This window comes from Shewanella decolorationis S12, assembly GCF_000485795.1.
In the GTDB taxonomy this organism is placed as follows: domain Bacteria; phylum Pseudomonadota; class Gammaproteobacteria; order Enterobacterales; family Shewanellaceae; genus Shewanella; species Shewanella decolorationis.
Genome location: NZ_AXZL01000073.1, coordinates 243,428 through 266,778 on the forward strand (window position 1 = coordinate 243,428; position 23,351 = coordinate 266,778).

Annotated in this window: 20 protein-coding genes; 14 read left to right on the top strand and 6 right to left on the bottom strand. The window is 47.3% G+C overall.

The window, feature by feature from the left end; translation table 11 throughout:
* Positions 1-17 precede the first annotated feature (17 nt).
* Together pdsS and SHD_RS16905 are read left to right on the top strand one after the other, a co-directional pair.
* Positions 18-2,177, top strand: coding sequence for a proteobacterial dedicated sortase system histidine kinase (gene pdsS, locus SHD_RS16900; RefSeq protein ID WP_023268248.1), 2,160 nt, complete (start codon positions 18-20; stop codon positions 2,175-2,177).
* Between the two features lie 124 nt (positions 2,178-2,301).
* Positions 2,302-3,501 (top strand): cystathionine beta-lyase, encoded by a 1,200-nt coding sequence (locus tag SHD_RS16905; protein ID WP_023268249.1) that lies wholly within the window; start codon positions 2,302-2,304, stop codon positions 3,499-3,501.
* A 112-nt stretch (positions 3,502-3,613) separates the two neighbouring features.
* Here the strand turns inward: SHD_RS16905 and SHD_RS16910 are convergent, their stop codons facing one another.
* Both SHD_RS16910 and yegD read right to left on the bottom strand, forming a co-directional pair.
* The gene (locus SHD_RS16910) at positions 3,614-4,087 is read right to left on the bottom strand and encodes a CreA family protein (RefSeq protein ID WP_161629219.1); all 474 of its coding nucleotides are present in this window, start codon (positions 4,085-4,087) and stop codon (positions 3,614-3,616) included.
* A 51-nt stretch (positions 4,088-4,138) separates the two neighbouring features.
* On the bottom strand, positions 4,139-5,593 hold the full coding sequence (yegD, locus tag SHD_RS16915; protein WP_023268251.1) for a molecular chaperone: 1,455 nt from the start codon (positions 5,591-5,593) through the stop codon (positions 4,139-4,141).
* Positions 5,594-5,917: 324 nt separating this feature from the next.
* On the opposite strand from yegD, the gene ppk1 reads away from it, so the two are divergent.
* Together ppk1 and ppx are read left to right on the top strand one after the other, a co-directional pair.
* A complete protein-coding gene (gene ppk1, locus SHD_RS16920) occupies positions 5,918-8,080 on the top strand; it encodes a polyphosphate kinase 1 (RefSeq protein WP_023268252.1) in 2,163 nt (720 codons plus the stop codon).
* Positions 8,081-8,122: 42 nt separating this feature from the next.
* Positions 8,123-9,679, top strand: a complete 1,557-nt coding sequence (gene ppx / locus SHD_RS16925; protein ID WP_039978593.1) for an exopolyphosphatase — start codon at positions 8,123-8,125, stop codon at positions 9,677-9,679.
* Positions 9,680-9,749: 70 nt separating this feature from the next.
* Here ppx and SHD_RS16930 read toward each other — a convergent pair whose 3' ends face one another.
* On the bottom strand, positions 9,750-10,619 hold the full coding sequence (locus SHD_RS16930) for an ion transporter (RefSeq protein ID WP_039978594.1): 870 nt from the start codon (positions 10,617-10,619) through the stop codon (positions 9,750-9,752).
* A 157-nt stretch (positions 10,620-10,776) separates the two neighbouring features.
* On the opposite strand from SHD_RS16930, the gene SHD_RS16935 reads away from it, so the two are divergent.
* From SHD_RS16935 to SHD_RS16945, 3 genes are all read left to right on the top strand, one after another.
* Entirely contained in the window at positions 10,777-11,292 is a 516-nt protein-coding gene (locus tag SHD_RS16935; RefSeq protein ID WP_039978619.1) for a L,D-transpeptidase family protein, read from the top strand.
* Between the two features lie 83 nt (positions 11,293-11,375).
* The gene (locus tag SHD_RS16940) at positions 11,376-11,990 is read left to right on the top strand and encodes a VOC family protein (RefSeq protein ID WP_039978595.1); all 615 of its coding nucleotides are present in this window, start codon (positions 11,376-11,378) and stop codon (positions 11,988-11,990) included.
* 228 nt (positions 11,991-12,218) lie between these two features.
* The gene (locus tag SHD_RS16945; protein WP_023268257.1) at positions 12,219-12,479 is read left to right on the top strand and encodes a DUF5062 family protein; all 261 of its coding nucleotides are present in this window, start codon (positions 12,219-12,221) and stop codon (positions 12,477-12,479) included.
* 82 nt (positions 12,480-12,561) lie between these two features.
* Here SHD_RS16945 and SHD_RS16950 read toward each other — a convergent pair whose 3' ends face one another.
* Together SHD_RS16950 and SHD_RS16955 are read right to left on the bottom strand one after the other, a co-directional pair.
* Positions 12,562-13,482 (bottom strand): M23 family metallopeptidase, encoded by a 921-nt coding sequence (locus SHD_RS16950; protein ID WP_023268258.1) that lies wholly within the window; start codon positions 13,480-13,482, stop codon positions 12,562-12,564.
* A 66-nt stretch (positions 13,483-13,548) separates the two neighbouring features.
* A complete protein-coding gene (locus tag SHD_RS16955) occupies positions 13,549-14,424 on the bottom strand; it encodes a 6-pyruvoyl trahydropterin synthase family protein (RefSeq protein ID WP_023268259.1) in 876 nt (291 codons plus the stop codon).
* A gap of 527 nt (positions 14,425-14,951) precedes the next feature.
* Between SHD_RS16955 and SHD_RS16965 the strand changes: the two genes are divergently transcribed.
* A complete protein-coding gene (locus SHD_RS16965; protein ID WP_023268260.1) occupies positions 14,952-15,953 on the top strand; it encodes a cytochrome-c peroxidase in 1,002 nt (333 codons plus the stop codon).
* A 137-nt stretch (positions 15,954-16,090) separates the two neighbouring features.
* Here the strand turns inward: SHD_RS16965 and yejK are convergent, their stop codons facing one another.
* A complete protein-coding gene (gene yejK, locus SHD_RS16970; protein WP_023268261.1) occupies positions 16,091-17,119 on the bottom strand; it encodes a nucleoid-associated protein YejK in 1,029 nt (342 codons plus the stop codon).
* Positions 17,120-17,196: 77 nt separating this feature from the next.
* Here yejK and SHD_RS16975 point away from each other — a divergent pair, with 77 nt between their 5' ends.
* The 6 genes from SHD_RS16975 to SHD_RS17000 all read left to right on the top strand — a co-directional run bounded on the left by SHD_RS16975 (position 17,197) and on the right by SHD_RS17000 (position 23,252).
* On the top strand, positions 17,197-17,415 hold the full coding sequence (locus SHD_RS16975) for a YejL family protein (RefSeq protein WP_011622981.1): 219 nt from the start codon (positions 17,197-17,199) through the stop codon (positions 17,413-17,415).
* 66 nt (positions 17,416-17,481) lie between these two features.
* Positions 17,482-19,272 (top strand): DUF3413 domain-containing protein, encoded by a 1,791-nt coding sequence (locus SHD_RS16980; RefSeq protein ID WP_023268263.1) that lies wholly within the window; start codon positions 17,482-17,484, stop codon positions 19,270-19,272.
* Between the two features lie 488 nt (positions 19,273-19,760).
* The gene (locus tag SHD_RS16985; protein ID WP_023268264.1) at positions 19,761-20,693 is read left to right on the top strand and encodes a GGDEF domain-containing protein; all 933 of its coding nucleotides are present in this window, start codon (positions 19,761-19,763) and stop codon (positions 20,691-20,693) included.
* A gap of 477 nt (positions 20,694-21,170) precedes the next feature.
* Complete coding sequence (locus SHD_RS16990; RefSeq protein WP_039978597.1) at positions 21,171-21,677, top strand: hypothetical protein; 507 nt, start codon at positions 21,171-21,173, stop codon at positions 21,675-21,677.
* A gap of 123 nt (positions 21,678-21,800) precedes the next feature.
* Positions 21,801-22,637: a hypothetical protein gene (locus tag SHD_RS16995; RefSeq protein ID WP_039978598.1), complete on the top strand. Its 837-nt coding sequence runs from the start codon at positions 21,801-21,803 to the stop codon at positions 22,635-22,637.
* 33 nt (positions 22,638-22,670) lie between these two features.
* Positions 22,671-23,252 carry a DUF695 domain-containing protein gene (locus tag SHD_RS17000; RefSeq protein WP_023268267.1) on the top strand — a complete coding sequence of 194 codons (582 nt, stop codon included), beginning with the start codon at positions 22,671-22,673 and terminating at the stop codon, positions 23,250-23,252.
* The last annotated feature ends 99 nt before the right edge of the window (positions 23,253-23,351 follow it).

The following is a 23,351-nucleotide window of genomic DNA, read 5'->3' on the forward strand; positions in this document are numbered from 1 at the left end:
AGATTAGCCAGCATTCTATGACACGTTTTCCCTTCGGTCTTCGCACTAAAGTTATTGGCCTTAGCCTGTTTTTACTCTGCCTACCTTGGCTGGGGTACCAATATGTGTGGGAGATGGAAAAATACCTGCGCCACGGTCAGGAACGCACCTTAGAGGGTACTACCCAAGCCTTAGCGACCGCCTTACACGAGCGGCCGAAACTGTTCGACGGTCAGGCCAGCTTTTTAAAGCAGGTTGAAAAGAGTCGCGATCTCTATGCTTACCCCCTAGCAGGAGCGATCCTGCTCGATGGCAAACTCAATGAATGGCAGGAATATCAGCACAGATTTATCCAGTATGGCGAGGCGAATCTTATCATGCGCGCCGATCCCAGCACGCCGCTCACCTTGAGTTTTACCCATATGGTGGGTCAGTACGATGGTTATCTGTATGCCTTTTTTCAGGTGGTCGATCCCAATGTGGTGTTTCGTGGCAAAAATGCCTTAAGCGTCGATAGAAACGATCACCTGTCGATTGCGACCCTTGCCCCCGACAATAAATTTAAACGCTATATCGTGGCTACGACCCAGCCCGGCTGGATCAGTGCCTTCGAACTGCCCGCCAATCCTAAACAAACCGTGCCTGTGACGCCCGAAGTCCGGATTCAAGGACAATGGGCCACCACGGATGTGGGCTACAATATCGAACTGCGGATCCCCTTAGACATGGTGGGCAGTAAACTCGGGTTTGCAATTTCTGATGTCAACGACAGCAAGTACCGCGATATCACCGCCGTTGTTGGCACCTCCGCCTTAGATACCGTCGATAAACTGGGTACAGTCTTAGTGCCATCACCCGAAATTGAAAACATTATCAAAGGGATGAGCCACTATAGCTCACGGATTTGGGTGGTCGACAAACACGGGCGCGTGCTGGCGAAGTCTGGCGATATCCGTGACAGCAACAGTGTCTGGACGCGCACCCTTGATGATGAAAACAGCAATTCTATGTGGCAACGTTTTCAGCGCGACTACCTGCATCCGCTCTACTATAAAATCCTTACTAAACCACCTAAGGATTTTATCGATTCCCTGCAGGACTCGACCGAACTCGACGGCAGCCATATTCAAAAGGCACTTGCGGGACAACAAAGCTCGACTTGGCGACTGACCCCAGACAATAAGGCTGTGGTGCTTGCGGCCGCCAGCCCCATTTGGATTGATAACAATGTGATGGGCGCCGTGGTGGCCGAAGAAACCACCCACGGTATTCGCACCCTGCGTAACCGTGCGCTGGAAAAACTGTTTAACGTGATCCTAACCATTATGAGCATGGGCACCTTAGCGCTGTTTTTCTTCGCCTCGAGCATTTCCAATCGTATCCGCAAACTACGCGATGAAGCCGAAAGCGCCATCGACAGCCAAGGCCGTGTGCGTAACCATTTAAAACCCTCTAAGGCACGGGACGAGATTGGCGACTTATCCCGCAGTTTTGCCAGCATTGTCGGTCGTTTAGGTCAATACACCCATTATCTCGAGAATATGTCGTCGCGCCTGTCCCATGAATTACGCACGCCGGTGGCAGTGGTGCGCTCCTCTCTAGAGCACTTAAATCTGCAAACCTTAGATAAAGACACACAAAAGTACGTCGACCGCGCTCAAGAAGGGGTGAGCCGATTAAGCATGATTTTAAACAATATGAGTGAGGCGACACGCCTCGAGCAGAGCCTCACTCAGGCCGATGTGGCTAAGTTCCCGCTGTCCCAAGTGGTGAGCGGTTGTATGCAAGGCTATCAAATAACCTACCCTGAGCAACAATTTAGCGTCAAAGTGCCTGAGCAGCCATTGATGATGCAGGGCGTGCCCGAATACATCGCCCAATTGATGGACAAGCTTATCGCCAACGCCATCGAGTTTTGTCATCAAGGCAGTGCGATTGAAGTGACCCTCACCCAAGTTGGCAAACAAGCTACTTTGCTTATCAGCAACTTAGGACCACAGTTGCCAGTGGATATGTCGGAGCAGATCTTCGATTCCATGGTCTCGGTGCGGGTCAATCAAGCCCAAGACAAACCGCACCTCGGCCTAGGTTTGTATATTGCACGGCTCGTGACCGAATTCCATCAAGGGAAGATTTTGGCCCGCAACCGCAGCGAAAACGATGGGGTCGATATTCTGGTCACCCTGCCGCTGAGCTAATCCATGCTCTGTAACTTGAGGCAAACTCATCTGTTTGCCTCCTGCCATTTTCACGGGCAGATGCTAAGATGACGGCCATCACAATGGATAACAACATAAAAACTGACTCGCCAAGGTAAGCCCTATGACAGATAAACATCAGCTAGCCACCCAAATCGTCAGCGTCGGTCGAGATAAAAAATGGACCAAGGGCGTGATTAATCCGCCCATATTTCGCGCATCCACTATCGTCTTCGACACCATGGAAGACATGCGTCACGCCGCCAAAAACAAAACTAATGGCGAAATGTTTTATGGCCGCCGCGGCACCCCAACCCATTTTGCGTTTCAAGCGGCGATCAGTGAGCTCGAAGGTGGCGCAGGTACGGCGCTGTATCCCTCGGGTGCGGCGGCGATTAGCGCGGCTTTATTATCGTTTTTACAGGCGGGCGATCACCTGCTGATGGTCGACAGTGTTTACGAGCCAACCCGCGATCTTTGCAGCCATATTCTGGCGGGTTTTAATATTGAGACCACCTATTACGACCCCCTGATTGGTGAAGGCATCCGCGCGCTTATTCGCCCCAATACTAAGGTGCTGTTTTTAGAGTCTCCCGGCTCCATCACCATGGAAGTGCAGGACGTCCCTACCCTCTGCCGTATCGCCCATGAACACGGATTAGTGACTATTCTAGACAACACTTGGGCCTCACCAATCAATAGCAAGCCCTTCGAGATGGGGGTCGATGTGTCGATTCAAGCCGCGACCAAATATATCGTCGGTCACTCTGATGTGATGATAGGCACCGCAACCGCCAACGAAAAGCACTGGCCGCAGCTGCGTGAGCGCAGTTATTTATTGGGGCAAACGACTTCCCCCGATGATGTGTATCTCGCCACGCGAGGATTACGCACCCTAGGCGTGCGCATGGCGCAGCATGAGAAAAATGCCCTTAAAGTGGCTAACTGGTTGAAAACGCGCCCCGAGGTTGACCATTTACGTCACCCCGCCTTTGATACCTGCCCAGGACATGAATTCTTTAAACGCGACTTTAGCGCCGCCAACGGCCTGTTCTCCTTTGTGTTAAAGCAAGGGGATCAAGAAGCGGTCACCGCCCTCGTTGAAAATATGCAGCATTTTAAAATGGGCTTTTCTTGGGGTGGTTATGAGAGTCTGATCCTAGGGATTTTTGGGATCGAAAAAATCCGCAGTGCTACCCAATGGGATGCAAGCAAGCCGTTGATCCGTGTGCATATTGGCCTAGAAGATCCCGATGATTTAATTGCCGATCTCAGCGCAGGCTTTGAGCGCTTTAATGCCGTTCTTGCCAGCAAGGCCAAATAAAGCTTAAACAAATTATGTGTAAAACAACGAAGGCGGGAACTTACCTGCCTTCAATTTGGCCCACCTTAATTTTGCCCCGCCATCGTATTACTTCGGCTTCAATTCACCTTTGCTATTTTGGCTGCGCCGCGCTTATTGCGGGATCAATCCACGCCTGAGAGCCGTATAAAGGCACGGTCGATAAGGCATGCTTGTGGCTGCCATTCGTCTCTTTGGTCGAGTAGGACAAATACAGCAGGGTTTGATTGGGTGCATCGTAAATTCGGCGCACTTTTAAGCTTTTAAATAAGATGCTTAAGGATTCGGTAAAGACCACTTCGCCGTGTTTACTCTTATCGATGTTGGCGATATCGGCGGCGGAAATCGGCCCTGTTTGACGACAACTTATGCCCATATCCGAAGGATCGGCAAAATCGAGGTTCGCTTCGATACGGCTAATATGGCAGGTCACCCCAGGGATTTTAGGATCCTGCTTGGCATCGATAATCACATCCTTAGTGGTAAATAACCCAAGGCTCACTTTACCTACGTCATCGCCGCAGCCCGTGAGTACCGTCCCCGCTAGCGTCACGGTAAGCAAAGACATTACAGCCTTATTGACTCTTTTCATCTGTTTATCCTTATTCATCATCCTTCCCTATTGCGCAAAACACTTTTGTGCCCAGCGTGTTAATCCCGCCGTCACCGAGCCAAAGTGGTCACCGACGACCACTGGGGTGTCGGGATAAAGGCTAGTGATTTTAGCGTAAATCGCTGGGCTACGTGCGGTGCCACCCGTCACATAAATCACATCGGGTTTGCACTCAAGACTATCGGCATCCACGGACAGTTCCTCTGGCGCTAAGCCATTGCCCGCAAGACTCTTTGCCGCCTGAGTCAGCGCTTGGTGCATCAGCGCCTCTACCTTGGTGAGCGAAGGCTCAATCGCCGTTTCAAAACCTGCGCGACTCACTTCTGCCCGAAGTGACGCTTCAATAAAGTCCAGCGCACTCTCCGTCGTTTGCACCTCAGACAAAGCAATTTTGGCGCGCTCGGCTAGTCGTACAATTTGGTAGCTTAACTGCTGTTGCTGCACTTTGAGCAATCTTTTTAACAGCTGTGGCTGCTCAGCCTCTTTAATGAGTTCATCAATCAGCTTGCGAGTGCTTAAGGTGGCAAACTCGCGCTGGGCACTGATATCGTTGACGGCGACCGCATTCCAAAAGGGATTGCTTGGCATAGGTTTGCCATTACTCATCAGCGAACCTAAACCAAAGTGCGGCATAAAGGCATTCATCGCCAGCGCGATATCCAAATCGTTCCCGCCAATACGCTGGCCGCTGTGGCCAAGGCAATCGGCATTGCGATCGAAGCTTGCCTGATGCTTTGGCCCCATTTTAACCACGGAGCAGTCGGTCGTACCACCGCCCACGTCGACCACCAGCACGGTTTGGTCGGCACTGAGGCTGGCTTCATAGTCCATCCCCGCGGCTAAAGGTTCGAACAGAAATGCCACATCGACAAACCCCGCCCTTTTGGCGGCTAAGGTTAAAATGGCCTCGGCTTGGCGGTTACTCTCTTCACCACCAATGCCTTGAAAGTTCACTGGGCGGCCAATCACCGCATGGGTAATGCTTGCCTCTCCCTCGGATGCGATGCCCTTTTGAGCGAGTACGGCTTCGGCTCGCACTTTAATGTGCTGCATCATTAAGGTGACAATGTCTTCAAACAGGGCGACTTGCTCGGGTCTAAGACCGGTCGCGCCTAAAAAGGATTTTGGCGAACGGACATAAAAACCTTCTTCCGGCATTTCAAGATAAGCGGCCACGGCCTGCTCACCCACAAACACCGCTTGGGTTTCGGCATCGAGATCTAATTCGTGGCGCACCATACGGGCACGGCTCAATTGTGCGGCGCGCTTCTTGGCATAGTCAGCTTTCAATGCCTGCGGCAAGCCGCGGTAAACGGCCTCGGCAATAAGCTCCCTATCCATTGCATACACAGTGGAAGGTAAATAAGCTGAATCGCTCGATAAGGGTAACAGTGAAACGTCATCTCCCTGCATAATCCCAACGGCACAGTTGGCACTGCCATAATCAAATCCGACAAACATCCGCTTACCCCTACGTCAAACCACAATCAAAAAGCCGAGCAAGGTAACACAGTTTGTCCCAATCCCAAAGGAGGCGCTGCATAGTTCCCCTGCTTTACCTTGTAAATTCGCGGCTAAATGCAAGTTCATTTTAAAGTCATATTTCTGTCACACTTGTCATCAATCTGACATATTCAACTCGTATCTTTGAGCGCATATCACTTTCGCATGAAGGGAGGAAAAATGAGTAAATCCCTTCACTTTTCAGTAGCAAATCTGATTGCACTCCGATGGATGAATGCTATTGTATATTGCGCCATGACGCTTGCTTAAAGGAGCTGTGCAGTGTCCCCGAATACCGATAAATTGTCGATCGATAAAGAACTCTCTTGGTTATCATTCAACGAACGGGTGTTGCAGGAGGCCTGCGATCCCAATGTACCTGTTGTCGAACGGGTGCGCTTTCTCGGCATATTCTCCAATAACATGGATGAGTTCTTCCGAGTGCGGGTAGCAGCTGTGAGGCGTTCTATTTTGCTGTCATCTTTACAGGAAGGCCGCAGCAACAGCCGTCATCTTATGGCGAAAATTCAATCTAAAGTGATGGCACTGCAGGAGCGTTTCGACAGTATCTATGCCGAACTGATGCGAGAGTTAGTTCGCCGTAATATTTTATTAATCAATGAGAAACAATTAAGCGAGTTCCATAGTAATTGGCTTAAAAAACATTTTCGCGATCATTTTAAACGCCATATTGCACCGCTTATCGTCAATAACAATCGTGACTTAGTCAAACATATCAACGACGACGCGACTTACCTTTGCGTATGCTTATACACTAAGTTGCGCAGACAATATGCCCTCGTTGAAGTGCCCACCAAAAATGTGCCACGATTTATTGAGTTACCTGCCGAAAAATCTAAAGCAAAAAAATACTTAATCCTATTGGATAACATTATTCGCCATTGTGTTGACGATCTCTTTGGCCCCTTCTTCGAATACGATGCCATTGAAGTCTTTTCGATGAAGCTTACCCGTGATGCGGATTTTGATATCACCGATGAGCTCGAACAAACCCAGCTTGAAAAAATGACCAAGGGTTTGAAAAAACGCCTGACAGCTGAACCTGTACGTTTGGTGTATGACAAAGAAATGCCCGAGCATATGCTTGAAATGCTGAAGGAAAATTTAAACATCAGTTCCACTGAATGTTTGATCCCAGGCGGACGCTACCACAGCTTTAAGGACTTTATCGGCTTTCCAAATCCCGGCCGTGATTACCTTGAGAATGAAAAACTCCCCGCACTTAATAGCTCGGGTTTTGGCCGTAGCGCCAACAGTTTCGATGCGATCAAAATGGGCGATATTATGCTCAACTACCCGTATCATAAATTCTCCCATTTTACCGAAATGGTACGTCAGGCCGCCTACGATCCTGCGGTACGCTTTATTCGCATCAACCTTTACCGTGTGGCGAAAAAATCCCATGTGATGCAATCTCTTATCGATGCAGTGAAAAATGGCAAGCAAGTGACAGCCATCATTGAACTACGGGCACGTTTTGACGAGCAATCTAACATTGAATGGACGCGAGTACTCGCCGAGGCGGGTGTAAAGGTCCACCATGGGATCACTAGCTTAAAAGTGCACTCAAAATTGTGTTTAATTGGCCGTGAAGAACAGGGGGAAATGCGGCTTTATTGCCACGTAGGTTCAGGCAACTTTAACGAAGGCACGGCGCGGGTTTATACCGATTTATCGCTGTTTACCGCCAATCAGGAAATCGCTCGCGAAGTGGAGCAAGTGTTTGACTTAATTGAGCATCCCTACCGCCGTGATAACTTCCAGCATTTGATTGTCTCGCCCTATGATGCAAGACAAAAGCTGACCTATCTGATTGATAAGGAAATCGTTAATGCCCAAAGTCATATTAAGGCTGCGATTACCTTAAAATTGAATAACCTGATCGATGAATCACTCGTTCAAAAACTCTATGAAGCCTCAGCTGCGGGGGTCAAAATCAAGTTATTGATCCGCGGTATGTGCTCGCTTATTCCACAAATTCCGGGGATTAGCGACAATATCGAAGTCTACAGTATCGTTGATCGGTTCTTGGAGCACTCCCGCGTGATGCTGTTCCATGCTGGCGGCGAGAACAAACTGTTTATTAGCTCCGCCGATTGGATGAGTCGTAATATTGATAATCGTGTTGAAGTCAGTGTGCCTATTTATGATCCGCGTCTAAAACAAATGGTGATGGATATTTTATCGTTACAGTTCAACGATAATACTAAAGCGCGCATCATCAATAAGGAACAGAGCAATCCTTATCGTAACCGCGGTAATAAACGTAAAGTGCGTTCTCAAATTGCCATTTATCAATATCTGATTAATTATGAGAAACGGTTGCAGCAGGAATTTACGGCTAAGTTAGCAGCTGAAAAGCTTGAAGCTGAGCAAGCGCAGGAACTTGCCCACAATCCCGAATTACAGGCCAAAGCCAGCTAACGCTGGCTTTATCATCGTTTCGATTGCCTAAGGATAATCCGATTGGTTGCCACACATTCACAACCGCGACACTTTGTCGCTATCGACATGGGATCAAACAGTTTTCACCTGGTTATCGCCCGTGAGCAAGACGGCAGCTTGCAAATATTACACAAAGAAAAACAACAAGTTCAGTTAGCAACGGGGCTTAATGCGCAGAACATCCTTAGCATGGATGCTATCGAGCGCGGCCTCAATTGCCTGCGGGATTTTAATCAACGTTTTTCCAACCTCGATCAAGCCCAGGTACGTTTAGTCGCCACTCACACCCTAAGGGTAGCCAAAAATCGTGAGCAGTTTATTGAAGCGGCGCTCAACATTATGCCATATCCAGTGGAGGTGATTTCTGGCCACGAGGAAGCACGCCTTATCTATAACGGTATTGCCCAAAGCCAAGTGCTGGGCAAACGCAATATCGTTATCGACATTGGTGGCGGCTCGACAGAAGTGGTACTCGGGCAAAAAAATACGCCTACCCATTTATCGAGCCTGCGCTGTGGCTGCGTGAGTTTTAACGAGCGCTTTTTTATCGATGGACAAATCACGCCTGCCTCATTTCGCGGCGCACAAAGCGCCGCCGATAAACAATTTGCTTCGCTCTCAAAAGAATATTTCAGTGGCGATTGGGACTTAGTGCTTGGCAGCTCAGGCACAGTCAAAGCCATTTGTGAGGCGATTCAAGAAGATCATGGCGATGAAATCATCACCCTCGCCCGCCTCAAACAATTAAAGCTGAAACTGATTAAGTGCGGACACATCAGCCAAGTGCACTTTGCTAATGTCGATGATAAACGCACGCCGCTCGTGCCCGCAGGCCTTGCCATTTTAATCAGCTTTTTTAGACGCCTACCCATTGAGCAATTGGAATTTAGTCCGGGCGCCCTGCGCGAAGGCGTACTCTACGAATTAGCCAAAATCGGCCAATATCAGGATATTCGACACCGTACAGTTGAAAGCATTGCCCAGCTTTACCATGTGGATATGCCCCATGCGGCTAAAGTGCGGGACACCGCCATGGCACTGTTTGAGCAAGTCGCCGATGAATGGGGATTAAGGCCCCATGCGCGTTTGCTATCCTACGCTGCCACCTTGCATGAGATTGGGCTGCACATTAACTCAAAGGCATTACATAAACACGGCGCTTACATCATAAGTAACAGTGATTTACCGGGTTTTAGCGAGGCGCTGCAACAGGATTTAGCTAGGCTTATCGCCAACCACCGTAAGAAACCCAATGAATTGCTACTGGCCGAATTAGAGCCAGGCCACAAACTCACCCTCATTCGCCTCGCCTGTCTGCTGCGCTTGGCGGTGTTAGTGCATTTAGGCCGAATTGCCAAAGCCCTAGTGCTTGAGAAAATCCAAGTGGTTCCGGAGGGACTCATGCTAGTGCTACCCAGCCATAAACGTAAAATCAGTTTGTTTATGAAAGATTTGCAGCGAGAACAGAAACAAATGGCGTCCTTAGGGATGCAGCTGCGTTTTGTATCTAGCCTAGGTGTAAATCAAGATAAAAATCTTGAGGTAAAAGACGACACGCTAAATACGGTCGCTAGCTAAGCCCTTCATTCCTTCCGCCCCTTCATCCCTTAGACTCGTTTAGCGCCCTAAGGGATGATTATACCTAATGCTATTTATCCCCTTTTCCTTGGGGCAATTCGAGTTTATCAAGCTCACAGCCGCAACGATTACAGTAGGTAGCATCGAGATCATGGCCCATCTTATGGCATTGGTTGCAGGAACGCAGGTCCCTATGCCGGCCCACTTCTTGGGAGATTTCCGCGGTTAAAATCCCCGTTGGGATCGCAATAATCGAATAACCCAGCAGCATAGTAAAAGCCGCAATCGCTTGGCCTAATTCGGTTTTCGGCGTGATATCGCCATAACCCACAGTCGTGATCGTCACAATTGTCCAGTAGACGGATTTGGGGATAGAGCTAAAACCATTCTCAGGGCCTTCGACCACATACATCACGGCGCTTAACACCATGATGATTAAACTCACCGAGAAGAAAAACAAAAACACCTTGCGGCTCGACTGCAGCATGGCCTTGAGCAGCAGATTACCTTCGCTTAAATAGCGCAGTAATTTTAGTACCCGAAAGATCCTAAATAGGCGCAGCACCCTGATCACTAAAGTAAAATTTGCCCCAGGAATAAACAGCGCCAGATAACTCGGCAGTACCGATAATAAATCGACTAAGCCGTAAAAACTGCGGGCATATAACACAGGGTGGGTCGCGCAATACAACCTTAAGCCATATTCAACAGTAAAAATCAGTGTAAACACCCACTCTAAAACGCGAATGATGTACCCATACTCTTGGTGAACCGCTTCGACCGTATCAAGGAAGACCAGCGCCACACTCAGTACAATACAAATGATTAAACCTATATCGAAGTAGCGGCCTGCTGGCGTATCAGTTCCAAAAATAATAATGCGTAACTGACGTTTTAATGGACTTTCAGCATCGTTTTTTTCAAGCGAATGGTCTGACATAGGGGAAAACTTCCTTGCGATAAAAAGCGTTATCTTTTGCAAATTCCCAAAGTCTGCCATGCAAATGCCACTAGCTCAAAATTATCTAGTCACAGACATAAAAATTTGCGGTATGATGCGCCAAAAACCTGTATCTGCGTCATTTTTAGAGGAAGACATGCGCGTACCCCTACTCATCAAAACAATTACTGCGGCCATGACTCTCGCCGCACTGATTTCACCCCAAGTGCTAGCGTCATCGGGTATAGGTAAAGTCGATTTGGTGGTGATCACTAAGTCTGAGTCCAATATGGCGCTGTTAAGGGACGGCAAAATCCTCAAGCAATATCGTATTGCCATGGGTGACTTGCCGACGGGCCACAAGTTAACTGAAGGCGACCAACGTACGCCGCAGGGCCGTTATATTCTGGACTATAAAAAATCCGATAGCGCCTATTACAAGTCGATCCACATTTCTTATCCCAATGAAGAAGATAAGTTAAGAGCCAAGGCGCTGGGGATCCGCCCGGGCGGCATGATCATGATCCACGGCCAGAACCCTCGTTCACCTCTCTCACCCGAGCAGGCGCAGCAATACAACTGGACCGACGGTTGTATCGCCATTACCAACGCCGAGATGGATGAAGTGTGGAAAGCCGTCGATGAAGGCACGCCCATCGAGATTTGGCCCTAAGCGCTAAGTTTGATCAGCCTATGCGACTCAACGCCCAGTCAAATGGGCGTTTTTATTTGTATTCCCCGCTTAAAGGATGTTTTATGTCAACAATCACTACAGAAGCTGAAGTATTCAGCTACGCCACATTAGAACAGACATGGCCAGAGTTTGAGGCGAAGATCCTCACGTTTCTTGGCAAATTAGGCTTAGCGGACAAGGTGCTGCATTGTGATCATGTCGCCTTGAGAGTGAACAGCATCGCAGCTGCCGATGCGCTCAAGCAGGCCTTTAGTGCACGCGGGCGGATCATCTCGGATAATCAAATTAATGGCCGTACGATCCTTATCATCGAACTGGATCAGCCCTTAACATTAGGCTGCTTTAGCATCGACTGTGTCGAACTGCCCTATCCCGGCGATACCCTCTATCCCCAAGAAGGCTGGGAGCATATCGAACTGGTACTGCCATCGACGGCACAGGACTGCGACGGTCTAAGCCAAGAGCTGGCTCAGTTGAGCCCATCACTTGTGCCCTTACTCCAAGGGCAAGCGGCATCCTTAACCGAAGCGCCGATAAAAGTGAAATTTAGCTCGCCTAAAGGCGATAAAGAACGCTTAGCCAATCCAACAATTGCCTTTAAACAAGCCGACATTTGTATCAAAATTCACCCACACAGCATTAAAGCCGTTATCGCTAGCGAGCTGGTCGGGAATTAATCTAATCGATGGGCGAGCAAACACCTTAAAATGTGACAACAATTCCAATTACTTATAATGGATTGCATAAAACAGGCAGTTTGAGAAAGAGTTAGCAGCAATAATGGTTCAAATAACCTAGCTTCAAGCTATTAACGCTTTGATCAATCATTAGGTTTTCTCGATTATTGTGTTTTCAGCCATGGGAATGCCAGTAGGCTTCCCGTGATATCCATAAGGACGCAGCGCATGAAACCCCATAAGCATGAAGCACAGCTACTCAAACTCGCCTTGGATATTGGTATCGGCTACGCCAAAAAACGTGGTTTTGACGACTTTGATAAAGGTGTGTCGCCCAAGGATAAGGTGGAATGTATTTATCGGCTTTTAGTGACCGATAATATGATCCAACCCTTAGCGAAAGATAAGGAGGATGGCCCGAATATGAAGCACAAGCTGGTACTGTGGATCATCCGCCATCTGCCGACTGATCACCCGTTATTGCAATAAGCGCTCAAGCATAAAAACAGGGCGCCAGTGATCGGGCGCCCTGTTAGGGGATAAGAGATAGACTAAGAGATAGTCGCGGGATTTACTTCGCGACTTTTTGTGCTTTTTGCGCTTTTTCCGCCGCCAGCACAGTCGCCATAGATGGCACTATGGTTGTCGGATCGAGGCGCATTTGGAACCAGTTCAATCGCCAATCTAAATGTGGGCCATTCGCTCGCCCTGTCGCACCGACTTCTGCCACGGCTTGCCCTTGCTTAACGGTTTCGCCCGCATTGACATAGAGTTTGCTTAAGTGCAAAAAGCTTGAACTCACGCCATAACCATGGTCGATGATCATAGTACCGCCCGAATAAAACATATCGGGAACCGACAGGCTGATCACGCCATCGGCAGGCGCGACGACCACTGTACCGGTTTTCGCAGCGACATCCACACCAAAATGTGGGTTGCCAGGCACATCGTTATAAATCCGCTGACTACCATAGACACCCGAGATCCTGCCGGTTAATGGCCAAATAAACGACTGTAAAAATGCCGTTTGCTCGCTAAAAGTGCCACGGGCCGCTTTCACCTGCGCCGTATCTTTGGCCGCTCGCTCCTGCGCCACAGGATCGGGTTTCATGATCTTATTGCTGATGCCCTTAACGCTTTGAATATTGTATTCGCGCTGAGTGACACTGAGCGGTTTGACTTCGGTTAAGCCATCGGGATAGACCAAGCGTAATTCTTGACTCAGCTGCGCATCCCTATCAAAACCAAAGACAAAATGGCCGTCTGGCGTCACTTTTAATGCCTCACCATTGAGGCTTACTTGCGTTCCCGCTGGCGCTTTACCACGAATTAATGCGCCTTGCTGAAATTGCCCTTCAAAACTTACCTGCGCCTGAATCGATAAGCTAAACAGAGCAAAGAACGATAAGACTACCGCCTTACAACTGAGCGATGGTGTATTCGGCAAGGTTTTTAACAACTTAGGTAGGGCATTGGGTAAAGCATTTAGCATCTTCTCAAAAATCCTTATTCAAACAATAACGCCCTAAAGATTAGGGCGTTATAAAAAATCGACGGGTTAGTTGCCTTTACTTACGATGGCGCCTTTACCCACGCCTTCGTAGGCAATCACAGTAAATTGGCTTGAAGGCACTTTTGCCACTAAGGTGGTCGCCATATAGTCTGCCAGCAATTCGACCGTAGTATCGTGCGGGATCAAATCACAGCATTCCTTGGGCATGGCCAGTTGAAAATCCCCCTGCGGCGCTTGATAGTGAAAGCCATAATGGCTGTCATCACTGATCCGCGTTTGTGGCGATAGGTTTAAGGTCTTCACTGACACTAAATCCTCTTCGCTACCGAGGTAGATATCGTGCCAACGCTTGGCCCAATATTCATCCCATTTCGGTGCAGGAGTGCCGTTTTCAAACACTTGAACCGGGCTGCGATGACCATGGGCAATCCGCTGGCAATTGCCATCGTGTTTACGTAAACCATGGCTGTAATGATAGTAAGGCGAGTTCAGGATCTCATGCCTTAAGGTGAGGCTAATGCCTTCTACATTATCGGGCAGAGTTTCCCGCAGTGCTTTTTGTAAAAAGGCATTAACACTAGGAATATCAATCTGTTCCGATGGAACGAGTGCAAAGGCTTGGGAAGGACAAGCTAAGTGGATCTCACCGAGCGCACTATCGAAATCCATCCACACTCTATCGCCCTGCTGCTGCCAACGCACGCCACTGTAGGCGGTCGGCACTAATAAACGATGGTCGGCCACCGCATCAATTGTCTGCTTGATGGTTCGTTTCACTTTAGCGAAATCGAGCACCATATTTTGCTCGTCTAGGCCGCCTTCTAATACCACATCAACAATCCAGCTTTCCCCCACCATGCCACGCTTGGGGCAAAGGTAGGAAAAATCGATCACAGTTAAATCTTTTACAAACAGTTGCATTGACTCTCCTCGGCAGAAAAACAGTCCGCCTAAATAGGGATTGCGCCACTTAGCGATGGCCGAGCACGCTCACTTGGCCTTACACCAAGCTTACCCAAAAACAGTGAATAAGGATTCTAATCAATTCTGCCCCGCCCCGCGACAAATGAATCCGCTCTTAAGCGCATTTTATCTGGATAAGGTGACAAATGCGGATGAGTTAGCCAATGAGATGACTCGATCAACGGAGAAGTAAAATAAATGACATAGTAGAATAACATGATCCAAAGAATGGATAGAAAAAATCGCTGAGCGAGAAAGACCGTCTTACTGGCTAATTGATAGTGACGATTAGCATGCAAACCACTAAACGAAATCCCTCCAACCCTATCGAGATAATCAAACAAAAACAGCGAATTAGCTCACAAAAACCTAATCCAAAGCTGCGATAGACCCAATCGAAACAAGGCGTTATCCCTAGAGTCATTTAGTCATTACTATCAACTTATAAAACATACATAAAGCAAGGTTAATAAGGGAGAGACCAGATGATAAAACTCACCGCTATCGCAATCAGTATTATGACCATGTTGGGCGGACACTACGCCGTTGCAGCCGAGCCGATTGAAGTGATTACCCCAGCCAAAATCACCGAACCAGAAAAAGTCGAACTGGGTAAGATGCTGTTTTTCGAACCCAGACTGTCGAAATCAGGCTTTATCTCCTGTAATTCTTGCCATAATCTTTCTACTGGCGGCGTTGATGCCCTGCCCACATCGATTGGCCACCATTGGCAGGAGGGTCCAATTAACTCACCAACCGTGCTGAACGCCGACTTTATGCTGGCACAATTCTGGGATGGCCGCGCCAGCAACTTAAAAGAGCAAGCCGCAGGTCCGATTGCCAACCCGAAGGAAATGGGTTTTACCCATGAACTCGCCACCGAAACCATTGCCTCAATGCCCGCATACCGTGCGCGCTTTGCCAAAGTGTATGGCGATGAAAAAGTCGATATCGACCGTTTAACCGATGCCATTGCCGCCTTCGAAAAAACCTTAGTCACGCCAAACAGCCCATTCGATCAATATCTATTGGGTAAACAGGATGCGATTAGCAGCGAAGCCAAAGCGGGTTACCAACTGTTTAAGGATAAAGGCTGCGTCAGCTGCCATAACGGTCCAGCGGTTGGTGGCACTATGTTTATGAAGATGGGCTTAATCAAACCGTTTCATACCAATAATCCTGCCGAAGGACGTAAAGGCGTCACGGGTAAAGACGCCGATAAATATGTGTTTAAAGTACCGACACTGCGTAATATCGAGCTCACCTACCCCTACTTCCACGATGGCAGCGTATGGACGCTTGAAGAAGCGGTCAATACCATGGCTGATATTCAGTTAGGACAAAAGCTCACCGACAAAGAAACTAAGGAAATGGTGTCGTTTTTAAATTCGCTAACAGGTGAACAGCCGCAGATCACCCTGCCAATTCTGCCACCGTCGAATAAAGCAACACCGCGCCCTGTGCCATTTGCGGCAGCGACCAAGTAGGTCGAGCTAAACGGCACTTCAGAGAAGTCGCTTTCGCGCAAAAGATAAAGGCCGAGGATTCATCCTCGGCCTTTTGTTTAATATTTGATGCTTAAAAAGCGGACGCCTAAAGCTTAAGCGATCTAATCCAAAGTGAATTATTCGCCCTTAAGACGTCTATCTAACTGATCTTTTAAGTTAGCGGGCACGCCTTTAATCAAGAGCGTGTCGGAAATTGGATCGTAAATCACTCGCTGACCTAAATGGCCGCCATCGAAGCTAATGGTGACGCCGCCACCGGTCCCTGAAAACTTCTTCAATTGTCTTAAAGTCGATTTGTCGGCGGGGAATTCTTCATCCAGCTCATAACTGCCGCCACGGGCAAAGTCATAGAAAGACTCCATACCTTGGTCGGCGAGTTCATCGGCTAAATCTTTGATCTCAATGTCTGCACCTTCGTCAAAACGCTCGGAGCAATACTCAAACACTTTGTTACGGCATTGCTGACGTTCTTCTTTGGTCAGATCGCTGCTGGCAACAAAATCTTCCACCGCGTTCATTAGGGTCTTATTTTGCGCCTTGGTATTTACGCCTTCGACACAGCCCATAAAGTCGAGGAAAAAGTCCGCCACCTTACGGCCTGCTCGACCGCGGATAAAGGAGATGTACTTGCGGGAGTCCTTGTCGGCCTGCCATTCGGTAAGGTCAATACGCGCCGCTAATTGAATATTGTTTAAATCCAAATGGTTGTTTTGCGACAGCTCCATATCGTCAAGAACCGTCATCGACGACTTGGCACTCAGCAACGCCACAAACAAAAAGTCACTCGCCATGCTGGTATAGCAGGACATCAACAGGAATCCGCCTTGGCTAAAATCATATTTTGCCAACTCTTCCTGTAACAACTTACTGGCTTGACCGGTAAATTCGACAAAGCCTAAATCCCCTGCACGGTATTCCTGCAACGCATTAGAAAACGCAGGATTGGCTTCACCGTCATCACCGTGGATACCAAAATAACCAAATCCTTTGCCGGATTTGCTGGTATAGGTCTGATGCAATTCTTCCAGCATCATCTCGACAGCCTGACTGTTCAGCAGAGGTTGAGGACGTAAACGGCAGCGTAATTGCCCCTGACTGTCCTGGGAAATCTCGTGAATAATTGCTTGTTCGATGTTAATACTCATAAGCCCTGATAGTGATGCTGGAATAAATCCGCTATTATATGCCGCTAATCCATTCCAAAGTGAAACATTTTTTGATTATGGCAATCCAATCGAAATACTCAAACGCACAAGTTGAATCATTAATCGCCGAGATTTTAGCGGTACTCGAAAAGCACAAAGCCCCTACTGACTTAAGCCTGATGGCACTGGGCAACTGCGTCACTCACCTGCTCGAGCGCAAAGTACCAAGCGAGTCTCGCCAAGCAGTCGCTGAACAATTTGCAAAAGCACTCGCACAATCGGTGAAATCCAATTAAGTTAGTCGAGTAACAATCGTTAAAACAACATAAGATACAACGTCTTTTAGGAATAAGCGGATCACTATGGTCGAGCGAAAAAAGCAAATGAGCCGCGATCGCGTGTCACGACTCATCAACTGGGGACATTGGTTCGCCTTCTTTAATGGCCTGCTGGCTATGATTGTCGGCACACGCTATCTGAGCAGTGTGGGTTATCCCGAAACTTGGTTTGGCTGGGGCTACCTCGCCGTCAGCACCATTGGCCAGTTCAGTTTTCTTGCTTTTATCGCCTACTTGATCTGCCTATTCCCGCTGACCTTAATCTTGCCTTATTCCAAGATTTTAAGGGGCTTAGCGGCAGTTATCGCCACCTTAAGCCTGTGTATCTTATTGTATGACACCATAGTGTATGCCGATTATGGCATGCACTTGAGCCCCTTCGCCTTTGACTTAGCCTGGGCCGATTTAAATGCCCTGCTCCACGGTACCTCTTATATTGTCACGCCGATTGCCATTTTGGTGATTGAGCTAACGGCGGCCAACTTCCTGTGGAAACGGATTGAGAAAATCCAAAAGCTAAATCTTGGCAATAAGGTTATTACCCTGATTGGGGTGTGTTTTGTCAGCAGTCATTTGATCCACATTTGGGCCGATGCCGCCGATATCACCGAAATTACCCGTTTCGATGATACTTATCCGCTGTCGTACCCAGCCACGGCGCGCTCCTTTATGGAAAGCCATGGTATTGATGGCTCTTCACAATCGAATGATGAAGCCAATCATGCGACCAGCACGCTCAGTTACCCCACGCAGCCACTACAATGCCAAACCGACAGCAAACCCAATGTGTTAATGCTGACTATCGACAGCCTGCGTGCCGACATGGTGGACGCCAAGACCATGCCGTTTTTGCATCAGTATACTGAGCAGAATCAGAGCTTTACTCAGCATTACAGTGGCGGCAATCAATTTAGAACCGGCATGTTCTCCCTGCTCTATGGCTTACAAGGCAGCTATGGTGATGCGCGCATCTTCAATAGCACTAGCCCCATCATGACCCAAAGCTTTAAACAGGCGGGTTATCAGCTTGGCTTATTTATTCCCGAAACCAATCTGAATTTACGCTCCGCGCAGGCCATGTTTAATGACTTTACCCACGTCATCGCCAAAGAAACCAATGGCAGTGCCGATGCGGACTTACGCAGCGTAGGCCACTTTAAGCAATGGCAAAGCGTACAACAGAGACCATGGTTTGCCCTCGTCAATCTGAAGGCACCAGAGAATTTTGATACTCCAGTGGGCTTCCTTGGTATCGAAACCGTCAAGGCCGATGCCAATTTACAACCCGCGCAAAAGGTATTATTTAACCAATATCGCCAATCGTTGAATTTTATTGATAAACAAATCCAAGCGATTGTGAGTGAGTTGCCCAGTGATACCTTAGTGGTGATCACTGGCGTTAATGGCAAGATATTCACCAGCAACAGCGATGAAGCCCAGCGCAATCTGTCACCCGAGAGTGTTAGAGTGCCTATGGTCATTCATTGGCCCAATGTCGGCGCCAGTAAGGTTAAATACCGCACCAGCCACTATGGTGTAGTGCCTACCTTGATGACCCATATCTTAGGGTGCACCAATAACCCCACCGACTACAGTGCAGGCCGTAGCCTATTGCAACCGAGCCAAGAAACTTGGATTTACATCGGTGACAGTCGCATTTTTGCTATCTACCAACAGTCGGAAATCACCGTCATCGACCGCCATGGTAAATACCGCATTTACGATGAAAACTTTGAGCACAGACTGCATAAGAAGATGAGTGCGCCTGAGCTTATACAAGTAATGCGAGAAGGCCGTCGCCTCTATAATCACTAGGGCGTATTGACGTTTCAGGGTTATTTTTGCAGCAATTTAGCTGGCTTTTATGCAAGTCAAAGTCCGTGCTGTGTCGTTATTCTACATAAACGGACGATAACGCAGCAGAAAAGCCTGCCAAATTCTGCCCGAAGGGTTTATCTGGCAAGCCATTGCTCTTACTTTCTGTTATAAGAGCCACTTGTCATTTAAGTAGCATAACGACACAACATTCCTCGTTTCGCGAGCACTTGCTTGCCAGAATGAACAAAATCTAATCTCGAAACGTCAACACGCCCTAATATAAACCCTGCTTTGTTAAACGTTTAAGCCCTAGTCAATACTAGGGCTTTTAGTTAGCAAAGTGTTTACACTGCCGCGCTTTAACACCAACAACTTAATCACATTCAGAAACTATTATTAAAATAATATCAGACTGTTAACTGATAAAATGTTAAAGTTATGGTATGACTTACTAAAGATAATGTTTATTTGGCTGATTTCATCCCATGACCATGATTAAAAACGATCAGAATCAAGCCTTTGACGCCATTCATACTATCCTCAACAGCCTAGACGCACTGGTCTATGTTTCCGATTTACACAGTTATGAATTACTGTACTTAAATGATTATGGAAGCGCCATTTGGGGCAATCCGGCAGGTAAAAAGTGCTATCAACTCCTTCAAGCTGGCCAAAATAGTCCCTGTGCTTTTTGCACTAACCATAAACTGATTAGTCCCGAGGGCGACGCCACTGGTGTGCATGTATGGGAGTTTCAAAACACGCAAAATAAACGTTGGTACCAGTGTCGAGATCAAGCAATTCGTTGGATCGATGGTCGCCTAGTGCGGATAGAAATAGCCACTGATATCACTGAACGTAAACACATGGAACAGGCAATCATCGAAGCTAAGTTTATCGCAGAGCGCCTTGCAAATACCGACGAACTCACAAAACTCTACAATCGCCGCGCCTTTTTCCATTTGGGACGCCCTATCACACACCAGTCTGGCCAAGCGCTGGCGTTTATTATGTTTGATATTGACCATTTTAAGCGAGTCAATGATCAATGGGGACACGCTACAGGCGATGCCGCCTTCATCCATATTGCACAGCTGACACAAACTAAACTGAGAAAAAATGATATTCTTGCTCGTTTAGGCGGCGAAGAGTTTGGGCTGATTTTACCCAACACCCAACATGAACAAGCATGGCAAATTGCAGAGTCGATTCGCCATGAATTTGATACACAGCCACTTTACCTTGATGGACACAGCATTCATTGCACCGCAAGCTTCGGCATATCATCCTTGATCTTGCCTCAAATCAATCATCCCGATGAAGCACAAGCACTCTTGGAAACCCTATTTAATAATGCTGATCAGGCCATGATGCGAGCAAAGCGCACTGGCAGAAATCGAGTCTGTGATGCGGAATAAATCACTACAAAAAACTTTGGCTATTCAAGAATGGTGTAAGACTTGTGATGAGATAGCAACAATGCCAATCCTAACTAGCCCTCTCGTGGTTCGATCTGCTAAAAGCAATTGCCCCATTCCGTGTTTCGGCTCGTTAGGTCAACCGAAAATTCCCACACCTGCTGCCATACAAATTCTTATCTATTTGCCTATGTTTGGCCTTACCAGAAATCGACTAACAATCTATGGGTATACAGTCGTATTTAGATTTAGGTGTTTGGTATGATTTTTAGACAAAATCAGTGCGCACTAATTCCATCCGCAATAAATAAAACGCTATAAAATCAACTGACTATAGAGGATGAGTTTTAGTTAATAGGTTTGGAAAACGCGCATGCGCGTTTTTCCAGATGGTATATTAGGCAAAAAGCTGATAAGTTCTTTGCATACAGATAGTTAACCGTGCGCGTTTTCACTGGTCCAACGAGGTAAACGCGCATGCGCACTAATAAAATGTTACATGCTATGAAAGTATCTGAGCTTCAAGAACACTTTATAACTGAGTTAATGACAATTCTTCCTGAGTGGAAATTTGTCAAAAGTCAGCGGCTTTTCAAGAAGAAGCACGGTGATCTAATATGGTATTTATATATCTCATGCATTAATCACGATTCAGATTTCGATGCTGTTGGTAATGTCGCTGTGGAGTATCTGTCTGGTAAAGAGCGTATTTGTATTGTAGGAGCCGAACTCGGAAATATTGAGGGATGTGGACAAACTAGATTCCCAGTGTCGTCATTGAATGAGGCAATAGATTCGGCTCATGCGTTGTTCAAGTTCTTTGAAGAAATTGGCCTACCATTTTTAACTAAATACAGCCAACCCAAAGAGGTTGTTTCAGTTCTCAGATCAGGTGGTAAAAGCGCTATGCTCATTAGTCCCTTAATAAACCAACATGAAACACAAATCAAAAATCTTTGCCAAAAGTACGGCATCGGCATGTAACAATCAGCAGCAGCGGAAAAAACTACGCTCCGGCAACTTGTGGTTTGCTACGCAAACTTTACCACAAGTTGCCTCCACTACGTTTTTCCGCTGTGCATGGCGTTAGCTGTCAATGGAGATTATATGACACTTGTAATTGCTGGTCATAGTTCGGGTGGTTTTGAAGAAGGTATTTACTTTGCCTCAGACTCCCATATCACTCAAAACAATCAGGTCTTGGTGAAAGGATTCAAGAAGGTTATAGAAGTACCAATACGCGTAAAAGGTTTAAACTTTTGTAGTGAGTGGTTTAATGGCTATCTAGGGAATAGATATCAAGGAATTTGTACCATAGCTTTCGCTGGTAGTTCATTGGTTGCACAGCATTTAATTAACTCTATGAAAAATCACTTGGGCGAGCTTTACCCAACTTTCCATAATGGTAGCTATCAAATAGCCATGTCCTGTGAGAAACATAAACACTTAAATCAAGCTGATTATGATGAGTCTATGTTTCTGGATCACCAATTAGATCCCCTCCTGACTGCAAAACTTGTCTCTAATATTGTTTGTCATTCTATAGAAGCAGTACTGGAACATGCACGGGGTTTTGGAAGAATGAGTCAGCTATTTTCAGCTTATCAAGCAGAGTTTATTTTAGGCGTTCAGTGCCCTCAAACTAGAAATTATCATATATACCAATACGAAATTGTTCCAGACCAAGAGTTAGGTGCAAAAGTCGACATGGTCGAAATTATAAAAAATGATTTAGCAGTTATTGGAGCGAAAAAATTTAAAAATGATGCTTTGGTTGCATTGGCGAGTTGCACTGATGATGACAAACCATCTCAAAGAATGTTTTCGTTTCTAGATGAAGTGGTAGAAAACGAAACCAGCATTGGAAACAATGGTATCGGAAAACCTATTGGCTTATATAACCTCCAAGGTTGTACTCTTTCGCGTATAGGTTTTGTTAAATAGGCAGCTAACAAACCAAGTCAGCGGGACAATTACATGCAGGCTCCCGTCACTTCGTTCCGTATTATTGCCTGCATGTACTTGCCCCTGCTTGGGGCGTTATGTGCTCGCCAAACAGCGGGTAGTGCTCAAAAAAGAGGTGCTCTGGTAATGATTAAGCGAATTCTTGCTGGCCTGTTTGCAACGACCGTAGCAACGGCCGCGCCAGCAGAAGATAAATGGGCAGTTGCAACTGCCGAAGATGGAGGCCGCCCACTGATCATCAGGTACAGAGCTACCATTCCAAACGGAGTGCTGCCATCCGCATACCCGAACATGATCGCCATCACTTGGAATTTTGAGTCTAAGAGCGGAATGCCTTCGCCTGCCGAGAAGAAGCAGATGAATGTCTTGGAAGACAGCATATCCAACGTAGTCGAACCTCGAAAACAAGCATTCCTCACTGTGGTGGTAACCGGCAATGGGGTTTGCGAGTGGCAGTTTTATGCAAAAGACCAGCAGGAATTCATGATGCTCATGAATGAAGCTCTTGCAGGTAAGCCGGTATTCCCGATTCAGATATCACTGCAAAAAGATCCGGAGTGGGCCGCGTATCATCAATTCAAAGGTGCAGAGTGATCGCACATAACAAATAAGGATAGGCCGCGCGTAGCCGCGACCTTATCCCAAGTGTTGAACAAGCCCGATGCTGGTTGTTGACACTTTATTATGCAAATA